The sequence below is a fragment of the Streptomyces mayteni genome (assembly GCF_054783955.1).
This window is the reverse complement of the sequence record NZ_BAAGPR010000009.1, coordinates 40,139-57,349: the sequence shown is the minus strand read 5'-3', so window position 1 is coordinate 57,349 and position 17,211 is coordinate 40,139. Positions and strand designations below refer to the sequence as shown.

Here is a 17,211-nt window from a genome sequence, read left to right as displayed (position 1 = left end):
ACGGCTCAAAATTTACCGATGGTCAGATTTGGCTGGCAAGGGTCGTGCGCCAACTCCCGTGGGCGTGCCTACGATGGGGGCATGACGGGCCGGGGGGCGTACGCCAAGGGCGTGGCCAGGCGGGAACAGATCATCGCCACGGCGCTGCGGACCCTGGCCGAACGCGGCTACCGCAACGCCTCGTTGCGCGCGATCGCGCGTGAGCTGGGGCTACAGCCGGCGCACATCCTGCACTACTTCCCCTCCCGCGAGCGCCTGTTGGAGGCCGTCGTCACGGCGTGGGACCGGCGCGCCTGGGAGGCCGGCGTCGCCGCGGTCGGGTCCGACGAGGGCATCCTCACCCTCTGGCCGGAACTGGTGCGACACAACACGGGAGTTCCGGGGCTCGTCCACCTCTACACGGCGTTCGCGGCGGAGGCCGCGGCCGGGGGCCACCCGTCGAGGGAGTTCTTCCTGCGGCGCTTCGAGCGGGTCAGGGGCGTCCTGATCGACGACATCGAACGCCGCAAGGCGGACGGCCGCTACCCGCCGGAACTCGACAGCGCCCGTGCCGCCGTGAACCTCATCGCCTTCTCCGACGGGCTCCAACTCCAGTGGCTGATCGACCCGCGGGTCGACATGACGGCCGAACTGGCGCACGCCATCGACGCGTTGGCGATCGTCCAACCGCACCGGGACCCGGCCTGACCGGCAGCCGCCCGCCAGCCAACCGCCCGATCGGTGGCCCCGAGCGCGGCCAGGTGGTCGTGGTGGAGGCACCGGTGCACGTCGAGGTGGTAGGCGTCCTCGTCGTCCCTGGCGCGCTCGAAGGTGAAGCCGGCCCCGAAGAAGTGCCGCTCCCTGGACTTGGAGATCTCCACCATGACGCGGAAGGGGTCGGGGGAGTGGTCGAGGGCGGCCCTCGTGCCGGCGAGTACCTCCTCGCGCAGCGGCTCGTGGCAGGCGGTGGCCAGCACGGCGACCACGGCGTCCTTGGGCGGCACGGTCGCGAGCACCCGGGCCCCGGCGACGACCAGGGAGGTCACGCGCAGCTGGTGGCGGGCCTGCTCGTCCACCCGCCAGGCGCTCGACTCCTCCTCCAACTGGGCCTGGCGCCGCCGGATGGCGTCGAGGAGCCGGCGGGTGGCCTCCTCGTCGAGGCCGCGCTCGCGCAGCAGCCGGGGGGCAGGGTCAGGAAGCCGTCGACGACGGCCCGCGTCTCGACGTCCGAGTCGGGCAGATACCCGGCGGACGCCCCGTCGGCGTCGGCGTGGGCGTCGGGGTGCGGCTCTTCGGTGGTCATGCCGGGTTCTCCGGTGGGTGGTCGGTCGATCATCGGGCGAGGCCGCGCACCAGCGTGCGGGCCAGCCGGTCGGGGTCCACGGGGCCGGCGTCGAGCGTCGTGACGACGGTGACGCCGTGCAGCAGCACCAGCACGTCGGCCGCCGCCGACCCGGCGTCGAGCCCGGCGCGTAGCTGGCCGGCGGCCTCGGCCTCGGCGAGCACCGGGCCGAGGGCCTGCCGCCAGCCGTCGACGGCGTGCCGCTTCTCGGCGATGCCCTCGGCGAGCTCCGGGAGCGCCTCGGTGCGGAGCACGACGACCTCGAGCAGCTCCCGGAACCGCGGGTCCTGCTGGACGCGCCGCGCGTAGCCGGCGACGAAGCGCTCCAGGCGGGAAAGCGGCGGCCGGTCGCCGTCCAGCGCGCCGAAGACCTCGCCGGCCAACTCGCCCCAGCGGGCCGCGAGCGCCGCCGCGAACAGGTCGGCCTTGCCGCGGAAGTGGTGGTAGAGCGCGCCCCGGGTGACGCGCGCCTGGGCGACGACGTCCTCGAGCCGGGTCGCGGCGTAGCCCTGGCGGGCGACGACCGTGAGCGCCGCGTCCAACAGCGCGGCGCGGGTGGCCGCCGCCTCCTCGGCAGTTCTCCTCATACATACATGCAAGCATGTATGTATGTATGAGGGCTGTCCAGCCGTGGCGGTCAGGCGCCCGTCAGCGCCCCCAACCACTCGTGCAGCGCCCTGGCCGTCGACTCGGCGTGCTCGTTCATCATCGTCTGGTGGTTGCCGACCGCCTCGATCGTGTCGTGCTCGACCTCCCACGCCGTGGTCCACTGCCCCTGTCCCGCCGCCTCGTCGGTCGACGCCTGCGGCATCCGCTCGCCGGCCCGCACCAGCACCACCGGCGCCCGCACCGGCTCCGGCTGCCAGCCGTCGAAGAGGTCGAGGTAGGCACCCTGGGCGGTGACCTGGGCCTCCGTCATCAGCGCGTACGCCTGGTCGTTGACGGCGATGCCGCGGAGCTGACCCTCGATCTGCTCCTCGGGTATCCGGTCCTTGGGGAACCAGGTGTCGAGCAGCACCACGGCGCTCGGCGCGCCGCCGCGCGCCTCCAGGCGGGCGGCGACGGCGTGGGCCAGCCAGCCGCCGGAGGAGTAGCCGGCCAGCGCCACCGGGGCGTCCGGGTAGGCGCGGAGGATCGCGTCGGCGTGCAGGTCGATCACCAGCTCGCTGGTCGCCGGCAGCAGCTCGTCGTCGCCGAAGCCCGGGTGCGGCAGCGCCTGGACGTCGCGGAGACCGTGCAGATGCAGCGCGAGGCGGGCGAAGTTGTGCGGTCCCGAGGGGGCGACCATGGAGGGCAGGCAGATCAGCGCGGGTCCTGCGGGGCCGGTGGCGAGCCGCACCGGCGCCACCGGCCGGCCGAGCTCCTCGGGCCGCTGGAAGACCGGCCGCAGCTTGGCGGCGGCCCGCAACAGGCCGACGCCCTCGGCGAACTTGCCCATCTCGCAGGCCTGCCGGTACAGGTCGCGGACCCCGAACGAGGGCCTGGCAGCGGGCGCCTCACCGCCCGGCGCCCGCCCCGCGCGCAGGGTTAGCTCGCCGAGGTGCCGGGCGAGGTCGGTCGCGGTCGGGTGCTCGAACACCACCGGGGTGGCCAGCGTCAGGCCGGTCGAGGCCATCAGGCGCCGGCGCAGCTCGACGGAGGCCAGCGAGTCGAAGCCGAGCTCCAGGAAGCGGCGGTCCGCGTCCACCTCGTCCGGCGTGGCGTGCCCCAGGATCACGGCGGCCTCGCCCCGCACCAGGTCGAGGAGCCGGCGGTCGCGCTCCGCCTCGGGCAGGGCCGCGAGCTCCGCCAGCCGGTCGCGGGTCGACGGCCGGTCGGCGTCCGCCGGCCCGTCCGCCGTGCCCTCCGCAGGCTCGGCGGCCGCCCGCAGTTCGGCGAAGAAGCGGCCGGGGCGGGCCGCCGTGAACAGCGGCAGGAAGCGTTCCCAGTCCACGTCGGCGACGGTGGTCCCGGTCTCGCCGGCGGCCACCGACTCCCACAGCAGGGCGCCGGCCGCCGCCGGGTCGAGCGGCGGCAGACCCCGGTCCCGCAGGAAGTCGCGCAGCTCGGGCTCGGCGCCCATGCCGGCCTCGCCCCACGGCCCGAACGAGACCGAGGTGGCGGCGAGGCCGTGGGCCCGGCGCCGCTCGGCGAGCGCGTCGAGGAAGGCGTTGCCCGCGCCGTACGCCGGCTGGCCCGCGCTGCCCCACACGCCGGAGATGGAGGAGTAGAGCACGAAGGCGTCGAGCGGGACGTCGCGTTCGGCAAGCAGCTCGTCCAGGTGGACGGCGCCGGCGACCTTGCCGGCCAGGGTGGCGGCGAACTCGTCGAGCGACAGCTCCGTCAGTGGGGCGAGCCGGCCGCCGACGCCGGCCGCGTGCACCACGGTGGACAGCGGCTGGTCGCCAGGCAGCGAGTCGAGCAGCCTGGCCAGCTGGTCCCGCTCCGACACGTCGCAGGCCACGATGGTGACCTGGGCGCCGAGCGCCCCAAGCTCCCCGAGCAGTTCCTGGGCGCCCGGCGAGTCCACGCCGCGCCGGCTGGTGAGCAACAGCCGGCTGGCGCCGTTGGCGGCCAGCCAGCGGGCGGCGTCCGCGCCGAGGGCGCCGGTGCCGCCGGTGATCAGCACCGTGCCGTGCGGCCGCCACGGCTCGGCCGGGGCCCGCGCCGGGTCGGCCGGCACCAGCCGGGGCACCAGCAGCCCGGTGGGCCTGACCGCGAGCTGGTCCTCGCCGTCCTGGCCGGCGAGGGCGGCGCCCAGCCAGCCGAGGGACTCGTCGTCCAACTCGGCCGGCATGTCGAGCAGACCGCCCCAGCCGTCAGGACGCTCCAGCGCCAGCGTCCGCCCGAGCCCCCACAGCAGGGCCTGGCGCGGGTCGGGTCCCGGCTCCGCCCCGCTGTGGTGCGTCACCCGGACCGCGCCGCGGGTGACGCACCACAGCGGGGCGGCGATCCGCAGGTCGGCCAGCGCCTGGGAGAGCGCGCAGGTGAGGGCCGCGCCCTGCGGGAGCGCCGGGTGGACGGGGTGCGGTGCGGGGTCGAGGGCGAGCAGCGAGAGCACCCCGCCGACGGCGCCGCCCTCGGCGATCACCCCCTTCTCCAGCGCCTCGGCCACCCGGGCGCGGTCCGCGTCCTCGGCGGCCAGCGGCAGTCTGACGACCTGCCCGCCGAGGCGTTCGACCACCCAGGACAGCCGGTTGACGAGCTCGTCGTCCACCCCGGCCGGCGGGGTGAGCAGCGGCCAGACGCCGGCGAGCGCGTCGGCGGCCGGCGGCGCGACCGGGTTCGCCGGACGCCACTCGACGCGGTGGCGCCAGGACGCCGGGTCGGCCTGGCGGCGCCGCCCGCGCGCCTGGGGCGCGGCGGGGGGCGTGGTGGGGGGCGTGGTGGCGGGGCGGTCCAGCCAGTAACGCCCGCGCTGGAAGGCGTAGGTGGGCAGCTCGGCGTGGGTGGCACCGGAGCCCTGGTAGGGGGCGCGGAGGTCGAGCGGGACGCCGTGCACATGGAGTTCGGCCAGCGCGGTGACCAGCGTGACGGCCTCGGGGCGGCCGGCTCTGGCCGTCGCCACGGCGATCACGGGCTCGGCCCCCTCGGGCTCCTGCGGCAGGCAGCCGGGGGTGAGGGCGCTGAGCACGGCGTCGGGGCCGAGTTCGAGGTAGGCGCCGGTGCCTTCCCGGTGCAGTCGGCGCACCGCGTCGAGGAACCTGACCGGCTCCCGCACCTGGCGCACCCAGTACTCGGGCGCGCACAGCTCGCGCTCGCTCGCCGGCTCGCCGGTGAGGGTGGAGACGACGGCCAGGGCCGGGGGGTGGTAGGTGACGTGCCGTGCGACGTCGTGGAAGGCGTCGAGCATGCCGTCCATGTGCGGCGAGTGGAAGGCGTGGCTGACCTCGAGCCGCCGGGTCCGGTGGCCGGCCGCCGCCCACTCGGCGGCGATCCGCTCCACCTCGTCGGCGTCGCCCGCGATCACGGTCGCCAGCGGGCCGTTCACGGTGGCGACCGTGACCCGCCCCTCGGTGCCGGCCAGCGACTCGCCGACCTCCTCGGCGCCGGCCCGGATCGCGACCATCGCGCCGCCGGCCCGGCACGACTGCATCAACCGGCCGCGGGCGGCCACGAGCCGGCAGGCGTCGTCGAGCGACCAGACGCCGGCCACATGGGCGGCGGTCAACTCGCCGACGGAGTGGCCGGCCAGCAGGTCGGGGGCGAGCCCCCAGGACTCGGCGAGCCGGAACAGCGCCGTCTCGTAGGCGAAGAGCGCGGGCTGGGTGTAGGCCGTGTGGTGCAGCAGCGCCGCGTCCTGGGAGCCCTCCTCGGCGAACATGACGTCCCGCAGCGGCCGTTCGAGCAACGGATCCATCCGGGCGCAGACCTCGTCGAGGGCGCGGGCGAACACCGGGTAGACGGCCCGCAGTTCGCGGCCCATGCCGGGCCGCTGGCTGCCCTGGCCGGTGAACAGCACGGCCAGCTTGCCCCGCGGCCCGCCGTGCCGCAGCGCGGGGCGCACCGAGCCGCTGACCAGTCCGGGCGCCGGGCGGTCGGCGGCCAACGCGGTGAGCGCGCCGGCCAGTTGCTCCCGGTCGGCGGCGACGGCGACCGCGCGGTGCTCGAACCTGGAGCGCCCGGCAAGCGTGAACCCGACGTCGAGGGGCGTCAGTTCAGGGCGTTCCGCGAGGTGGGCCCCGACGCGTTCGGCCTGGGCGCGCAGCGCGTTCCCGGTGCGCCCCGAGAGCACCACGGGGACGGCGGTCGCCTCGACCGGCTCCGCGTCCGGCGCCTCCTCGATGACCACGTGGGCGTTGGTGCCGCTGACCCCGAAGGCGGAGACGGCGGCTCGGCGTGGGCGCCCCGAACGCTTCCAGGGCACCGGCTCCGTGAGCAGCCGCACCTGGCCGGCCGACCAGTCGACGTGCGGCGAGGGCTCGGTGACGTGCAGCGTCCTCGGCAGCACGCCGTGGCGCATCGCCTCCACCATCTTGATGACCCCGGCGACGCCGGCGGCGGCCTGCGGATGGCCGATGTTGGACTTGAGCGAGCCGAGGTGGAGCGGCCGCCCCGCCGGCCGGTCCTGCCCGTAGGTGGCGAGCAGGGCCTGGGCCTCGATGGGATCGCCGAGCGCCGTGCCGGTGCCGTGCGCCTCCACCGCGTCGACGTCGGCCGGCCGGAGTCCGGCGTTGGCCAGGGTCTGCCGGATCAGCCGCTGCTGGGAAGGGCCGTTGGGGGCGGTGAGGCCGTTGCTCGCGCCGTCCTGGTTGATGGCGGTGCCGCGCACCAGGCCGAGCACCCGGTGGCCGTTGCGCTGGGCGTCGGAGAGCCGTTCGAGGAGCAGCACCGCGGCGCCCTCGGCCCAGCCGGTGCCGTCGGCGTCGGCGGCGAACGCTTTGCAGCGGCCGTCCGGGGCGAGGCCGCGCTTCCTGCTGAACTCCAGCAGCATGCCGGGCGTGGCCATCAGCGTGACGCCGCCGGCCAGCGCCAGATCGGCCTCGCCCGTGCGCAGGGCCTGGCCGGCCAGGTGCACGGCGACCAGCGACGACGAGCACTGGGTGTCGACGGTGAGTGCCGGGCCCTCGAAGCCGAAGGTGTAGGCGACGCGACCCGCCATCACGCCCAGGGCGTTGCCGGTGAGCATCTGGCCTTGCGCCTCGGCGGGCGCCTCGTGCCAGGCGGGGCCGTAGTCCTGGAGCGAGACGCCGGCGAACACGCCGGTGCGGGAGCCGCGCAGCGCGTGCGGGTCGATCCCGGCGCGCTCCACGGCCTCCCAGGAGATCTCGAGCAACAGCCGCTGCTGCGGGTCGAGGGCCCGGGCCTCCCGTGGGCTGATCCCGAAGAAGGCCGGGTCGAACTGGTCGATGCCGGGCAGGAATCCGCCGTGCCGGGTGTAGGCCGTGCCGTGCCGCTCGGGGTCCGGGTCGTAGAGCGCCTCCAGGTCCCAGCCGCGGTCCTCGGGCAGTCCCGCGATGGCGTCCCGGCCCTCGTCGACGAGCCGCCACAGCGCCTCGGGTGAGTCCGCGCCGCCCGGCAGCCGGCACGCGGCGCCCACGACGGCGATCGGCTCCTGGGTCGCGACGGGCGGCGCGGCGGGGCCGCCGCCGGCCGGCTCCGCACCGGCCTGGGCCGGGGTGCCGAGCAGCCGCGACCGCAGGTACTCGGCGACCGCCAGCGGACTCGGGTGGTCGAAGAAGAGCGTGGCGGGCAGGTCGAGCCCGGTGGCCTCGGCGAGGCCGTCCCGCAGCCGCCCGGCCACCTCGCGGTAGACGCCGAGCCGGCGCCAGGGCGTTGCCGGGTCGATCGTCGAGGAGTCCGCCAGGCCCGTCGCCGTCGTCACCTGTCCGGCGATCAGCGCGAGCAGCGCCTCGTGCCACGCCGAGTCCGGCAGCGCGGTGAGCCGACTGCTCCAATTTCCCTCGGTTTCCGGCATGGCGAATTTCTCCAGGGGCTTGTGAAGTGCTGGTGCAAAACTCCGCGCACTGTCGATGCAGGAGGGAATGGCACTCCTGTGACCTGCGGAGTTGGCAGCCTAAGCGGAATCGATCGACGTTGTCGAACCGGCCCGGTGAATTCGCCGTAAATTCAGCTGTCATGGAGGATGGGGTTTTTTGATGTGCGACCTCCGCAGGATTTCAAGAATTCCGGCGGGTGGTCACGTCTGGTGCACAGGCTCCTTGCCGTACCACCCCGCCGGGGGCCGTAATCGCCCGCGGCGGGGTGGCGGTGGCGCGTCAGGTGCCAGTGTTGTCAGGTGCCGGCGAGCACCGTCACGGTGGCGGTCGCCTCGATGCCGGTGCCGGCCACCGCGCCGGCGACCGTGAAGGTGCCGGGGCGGGCGTAGCGGTCGGGCGGGATCGCGTCCCAGTCGACCGGCACGGCGCTGTCCCGGGAGCCGTCGTTGTAGGTCGCGGTCACCGTCTCCGGCAGTTCTGGCGCCACCCCGGCCAGGGTGCGCAGCCGCTCCTCGGCGACGCTGGTGATCTCCACCGCCCCGGTGACCCGCACCCAGACGGTGGCCGAGACGGTCAGCGGCGGCGACTCCGTCAGGCCGGCCACCCGCACGCTGGTGCCGCCCTGGGAGACCTGCTCCTCGGTGAGCGCCTGCCACTGGACGGCGGCCCCCGCGGTGGTGCCGTCCGGGTACACCAGCGTGACCCGCTCGGGCAGTTCGGGCACCACGCCCGGGGAGGTCGGCACGTGCACGGGGCGGATCTCCTCGGGCGCCTGGGCGTACACCTTCCACTCCTGGACGCCGAGCGCCAGGTTGGGATGGCCGGTGAGCACGGCCCGCAGCCGGGTGGTGGTCACCGGTTCGAAGCCGGTGGCGTTGTACGCGTTCTCCGCCGTGCCGTAGCCGGTCGGCTCGCTCACCTGCCGCCAGGCCGAGCCGTCCCACCACTCGATCACCCACGACCGCGGCACGCCGACGCCGTCCGCGGCGCCCGGTTGGGCGTCGCGGAAGAAGTACATGTCGGAGCCGTCGACGCGCACCGGTTCTGGCCACCGGTACTCCACCCACTGGGTGCCCTTCTGCGGCCAGGTGCCCCACCGCGGGCTGTCACCCGAGGAGGTCGGCTCCCGGCCGTCGTTCACCGCCGCGAGGGACTCCCAGCCCGAGGTGTAGGAGGCGCTCGGGGTCGCCGCCGGGGCCACGTTGACCCGGCCGGCGGCCGCGCCGTCCGCGGTCACCACCACATCGCTCGTCGACCGGCGCTCCCCGTCGTCGGCGGTGAGCCGCAGCCGGTAGGCGCCGGCCACCGAGAACCGCGCCACCGTCGTCGCCGCCGTCTGGTCCTCGAAGATCGCCACTCCGTCCGTCGGCGCCGACACCACGTCCCAGCGGGTGGTCAGGCTCCTGGACGGACGCGCGTCGTCCTTCACCACGCCGACCAGCCGGGCCGCGCCCGCCATGGCGTACCCGGGGTCCTGCCAGGCCCTGATCCCCGGCGGCTCGTTGGGCACGTCCGCGCCGCCGGCCCCGGTGGCGAACGCCTGGATCTCCTTGAGCCCGCCGCTGTGCCCTGGCCGGTGCGTCATGAGCACCCGGAGCCCGGTGGTCGTCACCTCGTCGAAGCGCACCTCGTTGAGGTTGGCGCGCGGCACCCTCGGGGCGCGCACCGCCGACGCCACGTCCCGCCACTGACCGCCGTCCCGGTACTGGACGGTGTACATCGCGGGTTCCGCGTAGCCGCCGGCGCGTTTGTCGCTGGCGAAGTGGAGCCGCACCGTGTCGACGTCGACCGGCTCGCCGAAGTCCAACGCCAGCCAGTCCTCCGGGTCGCCGGAGCCGGCGGCGCCCCAGAACGGCTCGTTGATGGTGAAGCCGTCCACGGCCGCCGAGGCCGGCCGGCCAGACGCCTGGTGCGAGGCGCTGACCGTGGCGCCCTCCGCCAGGTTGGGGGCCTCCTCGGAGACGGTCACGTCCCGCCCGGCCTTGGCGAACACGTCGGTGACCCGGTCGTCCGCGTCGAAGACCACCTCGCCGGGGGCGGCGAGCGTGGCGGTGGTGGCGGCGATCACCTCGCCGCCGCCCTCGGGGAACGTCACCTCGCCGGTCTCCGGGTCGTACACCAGGTGGGTCAACGAGTCCACGGTGAAGGCGCGTTCGCCGTCGAGGAAGACGGAGTAGCCCTCGGGCACCGCGGTGCCGTACGGGCGGTCGCCGTCACCCGGCTCGTCCCACACCACGGCCAGGTCCGTGCCGCGGTAGTTGATGTCGGTGACCGCGAACGACGGCCAGTCGATGTCGATCGGCCACAGCTCGATCAGGTCGTCGGAGCGCGGCTGGAACCCCATCGCGTCCTCGATCACCGTCCAGTTGGTGGTGCCGAGGATGGTGTGGTGGATCCACGAGCGGTAGCCGATGTCCTGCGGGTCGGCGCTGCCGTCGGCCCAGAACTCGTTCTGGTCGGGCCAGTTGTTGTCGCCGTCGATGTAGTGCGCCCAGGCGTTCCAGGAGAGCAGCCTGGCGTACCAGTCCTCGTCGATGTACTCGCTCGGGTAGTTGCGCAGCACCGAGGCCAGGAAGCGGAACGTCACCGTGGAGTTGATGACGGAGAAGTTGTTGCTGCCCGGGTGGCCCTGCTGGGCGGCCTCCCGCTTGTCGGCCTGGTTGGCCGTGAAGAACGGGAAGACGGGGTACTCGTCGGCGTCCTCCCACAGCCGCAGCGCCTCCAGGTACCGCGGGTCCTCGTCGGGCGTCGGCATCAGGCCGACCGAGTACGGGTAGTAGTTGTTGATCTCCTTCCACGGCACCAGGTCGCCGGAGGCGACGTGCCGGTGCTGGATCAGGCGCTCCTCGTCGTTCCACAGGTACTCGAGCACGCCGTCCCGCACCCGCTCGGCGACCGCCCGCATCTCGTCCTCCGCCGCGTCCTCGCCGAGCTGCGCGTAGGCGTCGGCGGCGGCCAGCGCGTTGCTGTAGACATAGGCGGACTCGGCGCGGTCCAGGTTGCCCGCACGCCAGTCGAACGACACCGCGTCGGCGTCGTTGCCGGTCATCGCGCCCCAGTCGTACTCGATCAGGCCGTTGCCGTCCGTGTCGTAGGCGTCGAGCTGGCCGCGCACGTCGGCCGCCGCGTACTGGGCGAGGTTCCGCACCACGCCCTCGGGCCCGCCGTGCACCTGGTAGGAGTCCCAGGCAGACTCCGAGAGGTACTGGGTGTAACTGTTCGACCAGTTCTCCGGGTCACCCGGGTTGTCGGTGTAGCGGTCGTTGCGCGACACCTCGCCGGCCGACACCCAGGGCCCGTACGAGTAGGCCGGATCCCGCAGGTACTTGAGATCGTCGACGAACATGCCGATCGTCAGCACGATGGCGTTGTTGTAGCCCAGCACCCCCTCCATCGAGGTGGGGAACTGGTAGTCGCTGCCCGGGATGTCGGCGTCGAGGTAGTTGTAACGCAGCAGCCACCAGCGGTAGTACAGCGTCTTCTCGATGTTGTCGTCCGGGATGTCGATGTACGGCAGGTTCTCCACCCACCAGCGGTTGTAGTGCCGCACGTGCTCGGCGAACGCGGCCGCCGGCGAGGCGTCGCCGACCGCCTCGTACCCGGTCCGAGAGTCGGCGATCTCGTCGGTGACGAAGCCCAGTTGCACCTTCGTGGTGGCCGAGCCGCCGGCCGGCAGGTTCAGCGTGCCGGTCAGCGCCCCGCCGCCCGGGGACAGGCCGTCGCCCGACAGCCGCGGATAGAGCGTGGTGAGGTTGTTGCGGGCCGGCACGGTGCCGGTCAGCTCCGCGCCCTCGGCCGTGGTGGCGTAGGGCGAGACGGCCCGCACCCCGACCTGCCTGGCGGCCGAACCGGTGTTGGTCACCTGGAGGTTGGTCACCACCACGTTGGCCTCGGTGATGAACTTCGTCTGCACCACCCGCAGTCCACCGCCGGTGAACTCGCTCCGCCAGTAACTGGGCGTCTGGACCCGCTGGCCGACGTCCTCGGCGAGCCGGACGTCCTGACCGCCGGCGTTCAGGGTGATCGTGTAGGCGGCGCGGTTGTCGATGCTCTCCCAGTAGGCGACGCTCCCCCCGAACCCGAGCCGCGACGGGTCGTGTTCCTTCATGAAGACGGCACGGCCCCGGGTGAACAGCCAGTCGCCCGCCGGATCGGCGCCGCGCCTGGCCAGCATCCGGTCCATCCAGAAGCTGGTGCCGTCGCCGGCGGCCAGGTCCGCCTCGTACTGCGCCTGGAGGGTGCCGGTGACGGCGAACCCCTCGGACAGCTCGGGCACCGGCTCGGCCGAGCCGCCGAACTCCGGGTAGCCGATCGCGTCGTTGTCCGCGGCGGCCGGCGGGACGCCGGCCGGATTCAGCGTCAACGCCATGACGAGGGCGGCGGTCAGGACCGCGCCGCGTCGCCCTCTGCGGTGCCCTCTGCGGTGCCCTCTTCGGTGCCGGAAACGCATCGCGTACCTCCTCGGTCGGGGTCCCCGGCCGGCAGCCAGACCCGCATGGTGGAGGGGCCTCGGTTGGCCCAGGAGTGGTAGGGCACGAGGACGGCCAGGAAGCCGTCCCCGGCGGGGGCCCGTGGTGCGTCGGGCCCCTGGTGCGGGGGATAGGGCCAGGTCAGGTCCGCGGCGCCGGCCAGTTCGGCCCGGACCACGACCCGGCCGTTCTCGTCGGCCGGCGGGACCCGGGGATCGACGCGCAGCGCGTCGACCTCGTGGCCCGCCGGCAGGTCGACCGACTCGGCGCACAGCACCAGCGGGCCCCGTTCCACGGCCAGCGTGCCGCGCACCGCGTCGATCCTCGGATCGGGCGCCACCCAGCGGGGCGCCATGGGCAGCGCGAGCCGCACCTCGTCCCCGGGGCGGAAGTCCCGGGTGACGGCGGCGACCCCGGGGGCCACCGGCCGGCTCACGCCGTCGGGTTCGGTGAGCACCGCCCCCGCGCCGGCCCACCCGGGCACCCGGAGGGTGAGGGTGAGCGGGCCGCCGGGCGCCTCGGTGACCAGGACCGACACCGTGCCGTCGGCCGGGTAGCCGGTGGCGACCCGCAGGCAGAGCCGGCGGCCGTCGGGGAGTTCGGCGGTCAGCTCGGCGTCCGCGTACTGGTGCAGCTGCACCCCCGTCCCGTCGGTGGTCGCCAGATAGCCGCCGAGGCTGGCCAGCAGCCTGGCCACGTTGGTCGGGCAGCAGGAGACCGCGAACCACGGCGCGCGCAGCCCCGAGACGGCCCGCGGACTGGCCGCCTCCGGGTCGGGGGCCGCCGAACGGCTCCGCTGGTGCAGGGTGTTGGTGTAGAAGAACGACCGGCCGTCCTCGGCCGGCGAGGCCGCGACGACGTTGAACAGGGTGCGCTCGGCTAGATCGGCGAAGCGCGGCTGCCCGGTGGCGAGCAGCAGCCGCCAGGCCAGCATCACGGAGGCCACGCCGGCACAGGTCTCGCAGTAGCCGCGGTCGGGCGGCAGCTGGAAGTCCTCGCCGAACGACTCGTCCAGGTGCCGCGAGCCCATCCCGCCGGTGAGATAGGTGCGGCGCGCCACCGTCGCCTCCCACTGGCGGACGACCGCCGCGAGCAGCTCGTCGTCGCCGGTCTCCACCGCCACGTCCACCGCGCCGGCCGCCAGGTAGAGCGCGCGCACCGCGTGGCCGCGGAACACCGTGGCCGCCCGGACCGGCACGTCGTCCTGGAAGTAGCCGGCGCCGAACTCGGCACGGCGCAGGGCGCCGTGGCCGCGCCGGTCGAGGAACAGCGCCGCCTGGTCCAGATAGCGCTGCTCGCCGGTCTGCCTGGCCAGCTCCACCAGGGCCGGCTCGATCTCCGGATGGCCGCACAGGCCGGGGCCAGGAGCGTCCGCGCCGAACGTGTCGCAGACGTGGTCGGCCAGCCGGCGGGCGACCTCGACCAGCGGCCCGCCGCCCGACCTGGCCTGGGCCACCCCCGCCTGGATCAGGTGGCCGGCGCAGTACAGCTCGTGCCCCCACTCCAGGTCGCTGTAGCGCGCGGCCTGTCCCGCCCGGCCGAAGGCCGTGCCCAGATAGCCGTCCGGCTCCTGGGCGGCCGCCACCAGCGCCGCCACCCCGGCGGCGTCCGCCGGCGGGACGCCGCCCGGCCTGGCCCGCTCCCAGGCGGCGGCCTCCAGCAGCTTGTACGCCTCGGAGTCGGCGAACTCACGGCCGCGCCGGTCCCCGGCGATCCGGCCCTCGACCGCCGCCCGGAAGTTGTCCAGCCAGCCCTCCCGCCCCAGCCACCGCAGGCAGTGCCCGAGCGACGCCCGCGCGTTGACGTCCTGCCCGCGGCCCCAGAAGCCGCCGGTGATCCGCACGTCGGCGAGCGACAGCGGGCGCAGCCGGCCCGCGGTGGGCAGCACAGGCGAACTCACGGTCACGGTCCTCACGTCGGTCATCCCTTCAACGCCCCGGACATGAACCCCCGCAGGTAGTGGCGTTGCAGCAGCAGGAAAAGCACCAGGCAGGGCAGCGCGAGCACCACCACCCCGGCCTCCGTGACCCCGTAGTCGACGGCGCCCATGCTCTGCTGCCGCAGGTTCGCCACCGCCAGCGGCAGCGGGGCCTTGTCGCCGTCGCTGATCAGGATCAGCGGGGCGATGAAGTCGTTCCAGGCGGCCAGGAACGCGAACAGCCCCACCGTGATCAGCCCGGGCACGACGGCCGGCAGCAGGATCCGCCGCAGCGCCCCGAAGGTGCCGCAGCCGTCCATCAGCGCGGACTCCTCGAGCTCCCGCGGCACCGCCTCGAAGCTGATCCGCATCATGAAGGTGGCGAACGGCAGTTGGTACATCGCCAGCACCAGGCTCAGCCCGACGAACGAGTTCTGCAGGCCGAGTTCGCCGAGCAGCACGTACAGCGGGATCAGCAGCGTGGCGTAGGGCACCATCAGGATGGCCAGGGTGAGCAGGAACAGCACGTTCTTGCCGGGGAAGTCGAACCGGGCGAAGGCGTAGCCGCCGAGCAGCGACACCCCGAGCGTCAGCGCCACGGTGAGCACCGAGACGACGGTGCTGTTCGCCAGGTAGCGCCACAGGCCCGCGTCGTACTCCAGCAGCCTGCGGTAGTTGCCGAGGCCGAAGCCCGCCTCCTGCGCGGTGCCCGGCTGGCCGGCCACCGAGGCCCAGGCCGTCCACACCATCGGGAACAGGAAGATGATCGCCAGTCCACCGGCGAGCACGTAGTAGGGGGTGCGCCCCCAGGCGCGGCCGAGTGTCATCCCTCGCCTCACATCTCGTCGGGGCGGCGCAGGCCGCGGAACTGGAGGGCGTTCAGCACCAGCAGGACCACCAGCACCAGCATCGAGAGCGCCGCGGCCGTGCCGAGGTCGAGCCGCTGGAACGCCTCCCGGTAGATGAGCTGGACCACGGTGACGGTGCTGTTGTCCGGGCCGCCCTTGGTGAGGATGAAGAACTGGTCGAACGCGAGCAGCGAGCCGGTGACGCAGAGGATCAGCGTCAGCGCCAGCGAGGGGCGCAGCAGCGGCAGCGTGACGGCGCGGAAGATCTGGCCGCGGCTGGCGCCGTCGATCCGCGCCGCCTCGTACACCTCCGCCGGGATCCGTTGCAGGCCGACCAGCAGGATCAGCATGTAGAAGCCGGCGAACTTCCACACCACGAGGAACACCGTGGAGGCCAGCGCCGAGTCGGAACCACCCAGGAAGGACACCGGCCCGTCCACAAGACCCAGCCGTTCGAGCAGCGGGCCGATCGGGCCGATCGACGGGCTGTACAGGCCCCAGAACAGCAGCGAGGCCGAGGCGAGCCCGAGCACGCTCGGCAGGAAGTAGGCGGTGCGCAGGAAGCCGACGCCCGGGCGCGCCTCCTGCACCAGCAGCGCCAGCAGCAGCGCGAGCCCGAGCAGCGCCCCCGTGACGATCGCGGTGTACAGCAGCGTGAACCTGACGGCCGGCCAGAACAGTTGGTTGTCCGCCACGTCGGTGTAGTTGTCCGGCAGGTTGAGGCCGCGGTCGCCGGCGAGCAGCGGCCACTCGCTGGCCGACATCCGGCCCACGAGCAGCAGCGGCACCACGAAGAAGACGGCGACGAAGACGGCGGTTGGCGCGGCGTAGGCGACGCCCTGGGCGGCACGGGACCGCCACCAGGGCCCGCGAGCGCGGGCCCTGGGCGCGGTGGCCTCGGTGACCTCGGTGGCTCTCCTCATCCTTCGCCGGCCTCAGTCGCTCAGCGAGTCGCTGACGGCCTGGTTGTCCGACTCGAGCGACCCGCCGTCGCCGAACGCGGCGTCCCGCATCAGCGCCAGCCAGGGGCCGTTGGGGTCGTTGAAGGTCTGGCCGAAGCGCAGCGAGTACGGCGTGCGGCCCTCGGCCACCAGCTCGTTGATCGTGACCATCCGGGGGTCGGCCGCCGAGTACTCGTTGGCGGCCAGGTCGGTGCGGGCGACGACGTCGCCGCCGGCGGCCACGACGTCCAACTGCGCCTCGTCGCTCAGCGACCAGCGCAGGAAGTGCCAGGCCTGGTCGGGGGAGTCGCTGGTGGCCGCGACGCCGATCGCGTCGCCGCCGACGAAGGTGCTGGCGCCGCCGTCCGGGCCTGGGATGGGCGCCACCCCGAAGTCGAGGTCGTCCGGCATCAGGCCGAGGGTGGTGGAGGGCATCGGCATGACGCCGATCCGCCCCTCGGGGAAGACCCCGGTCCAGGTGGTGCCGGTCTCTTCCCTGGTGCCCGGGGCGGCGATGCCGTCGGCGGCCCAGCCGCGGTAGGTGTCGTAGACCGCGCGGGCGACGTCCGAGTCGAGGTCGGCCTCGGTGCCGTCCTCGTTCATCACCTCGGCGCCGGCGGCCCAGATCGACGGCCACCAGGTGAAGACGCCGCAGCCGCCGCAGTTCCCGCCGAAGAAGGTGCCGTCGACGTCGCCGCCCAGCGCGTCGACCGCCCTGGCCTGCTCGTCCCACTCCGCCAGGGTGGTCGGCGGCCGGTCGGGGTCGAGTCCTGCCTGCCGGTAGAGCTCGCGGTTGTAGAACAGCACGGACAGGTCGAGGGTGTGCGGCACCACGTAGCTGGCGCCCTCCCAGGTGCCGGCGTCGAGGTGCGAGCGGGCCAGGTCGTCGGCGAAGGGCAGCGCCTCGATGCGCTCGGTCAGGTCGGCGTACAGGCCGCTCGACGTGTAGTTGGGCACGAAGACCACGTCGGAGGCGAACAGGTCGGGGAGTTCACCGGAGCCGGCGGCGGCCCCGATCTTGGCCTGGTAGTCGTCGGTCGGCACCACGGTCAGCTCGATGGTGTTCTCGTGGGAGGCGTTGTACGCCTCGACCAGCGCCTCGCTCTGCGGTCCGGTGGCCGCCCGGGTCCACATCGTCAGCGTGGCGCCGTCGTCCACCCCCTCCGGGTCCCCGGTGCCGGCGGCCCCGCTCCCGCCGCCCCCGCACGCGGTGAGCAGGCCGGCGACGACGAGCGCCGCGGCGATGCCGGACACAGCCTTTCCCATGGTCTGACTCCTCTGTGCCGAAAACGCTT

General features: G+C 74.1%; 8 protein-coding genes and 1 pseudogene. 1 reads left to right on the top strand and 8 read right to left on the bottom strand.

Annotated elements, in window-relative coordinates; all coding sequences use genetic code 11:
• The first annotated feature begins 81 nt into the window (after positions 1 to 81).
• The gene (locus tag ACYVPE_RS06690) at positions 82 to 687 is read left to right on the top strand and encodes a TetR/AcrR family transcriptional regulator (RefSeq protein ID WP_461032472.1); all 606 of its coding nucleotides are present in this window, start codon (positions 82 to 84) and stop codon (positions 685 to 687) included.
• A gap of 334 nt (positions 688 to 1,021) precedes the next feature.
• On the opposite strand, the gene ACYVPE_RS06685 is transcribed toward ACYVPE_RS06690, so the two are convergent.
• The 8 genes and pseudogenes from ACYVPE_RS06685 to ACYVPE_RS06650 form a co-directional block, all read right to left on the bottom strand.
• The gene (locus ACYVPE_RS06685) at positions 1,022 to 1,282 is read right to left on the bottom strand and encodes a hypothetical protein (RefSeq protein WP_461032471.1); all 261 of its coding nucleotides are present in this window, start codon (positions 1,280 to 1,282) and stop codon (positions 1,022 to 1,024) included.
• A 29-nt stretch (positions 1,283 to 1,311) separates the two neighbouring features.
• Positions 1,312 to 1,908, bottom strand: coding sequence for a TetR family transcriptional regulator (locus ACYVPE_RS06680; protein ID WP_461032470.1), 597 nt, complete (start codon positions 1,906 to 1,908; stop codon positions 1,312 to 1,314).
• 50 nt (positions 1,909 to 1,958) lie between these two features.
• Positions 1,959 to 7,340, bottom strand: a pseudogene (locus ACYVPE_RS06675) (SDR family NAD(P)-dependent oxidoreductase); the annotation flags it as partial.
• A 695-nt stretch (positions 7,341 to 8,035) separates the two neighbouring features.
• Positions 8,036 to 12,109, bottom strand: a complete 4,074-nt coding sequence (locus ACYVPE_RS06670) for an Ig-like domain-containing protein (RefSeq protein ID WP_461032469.1) — start codon at positions 12,107 to 12,109, stop codon at positions 8,036 to 8,038.
• 14 nt (positions 12,110 to 12,123) lie between these two features.
• Entirely contained in the window at positions 12,124 to 14,133 is a 2,010-nt protein-coding gene (locus tag ACYVPE_RS06665) for a glycoside hydrolase family 127 protein (protein WP_461032468.1), read from the bottom strand.
• Positions 14,130 to 14,954 (bottom strand): carbohydrate ABC transporter permease, encoded by an 825-nt coding sequence (locus ACYVPE_RS06660; RefSeq protein WP_461032467.1) that lies wholly within the window; start codon positions 14,952 to 14,954, stop codon positions 14,130 to 14,132. Before ACYVPE_RS06660 ends, ACYVPE_RS06665 begins: the two co-directional genes overlap by 4 nt.
• An 8-nt stretch (positions 14,955 to 14,962) precedes the next feature.
• A complete protein-coding gene (locus ACYVPE_RS06655) occupies positions 14,963 to 15,898 on the bottom strand; it encodes a carbohydrate ABC transporter permease (protein ID WP_461032466.1) in 936 nt (311 codons plus the stop codon).
• A gap of 12 nt (positions 15,899 to 15,910) precedes the next feature.
• Positions 15,911 to 17,182: an ABC transporter substrate-binding protein gene (locus tag ACYVPE_RS06650; protein WP_461032465.1), complete on the bottom strand. Its 1,272-nt coding sequence runs from the start codon at positions 17,180 to 17,182 to the stop codon at positions 15,911 to 15,913.
• Between the last annotated feature and the right edge of the window lie 29 nt (positions 17,183 to 17,211).

Coding starts and splice junctions, on each gene's coding strand:
- ACYVPE_RS06655 (WP_461032466.1), bottom strand. CDS start 15,898: ATGAGGAGAGCCACCGAGGTCACCGAGGCCACCGCGCCCAGGGCCCGC.
- ACYVPE_RS06685 (WP_461032471.1), bottom strand. CDS start 1,282: ATGACCACCGAAGAGCCGCACCCCGACGCCCACGCCGACGCCGACGGG.
- ACYVPE_RS06665 (WP_461032468.1), bottom strand. CDS start 14,133: ATGACCGACGTGAGGACCGTGACCGTGAGTTCGCCTGTGCTGCCCACC.
- ACYVPE_RS06670 (WP_461032469.1), bottom strand. CDS start 12,109: ATGGCGTTGACGCTGAATCCGGCCGGCGTCCCGCCGGCCGCCGCGGAC.
- ACYVPE_RS06680 (WP_461032470.1), bottom strand. CDS start 1,908: ATGAGGAGAACTGCCGAGGAGGCGGCGGCCACCCGCGCCGCGCTGTTG.
- ACYVPE_RS06660 (WP_461032467.1), bottom strand. CDS start 14,954: ATGACACTCGGCCGCGCCTGGGGGCGCACCCCCTACTACGTGCTCGCC.
- ACYVPE_RS06690 (WP_461032472.1), top strand. CDS start 82: ATGACGGGCCGGGGGGCGTACGCCAAGGGCGTGGCCAGGCGGGAACAG.
- ACYVPE_RS06650 (WP_461032465.1), bottom strand. CDS start 17,182: ATGGGAAAGGCTGTGTCCGGCATCGCCGCGGCGCTCGTCGTCGCCGGC.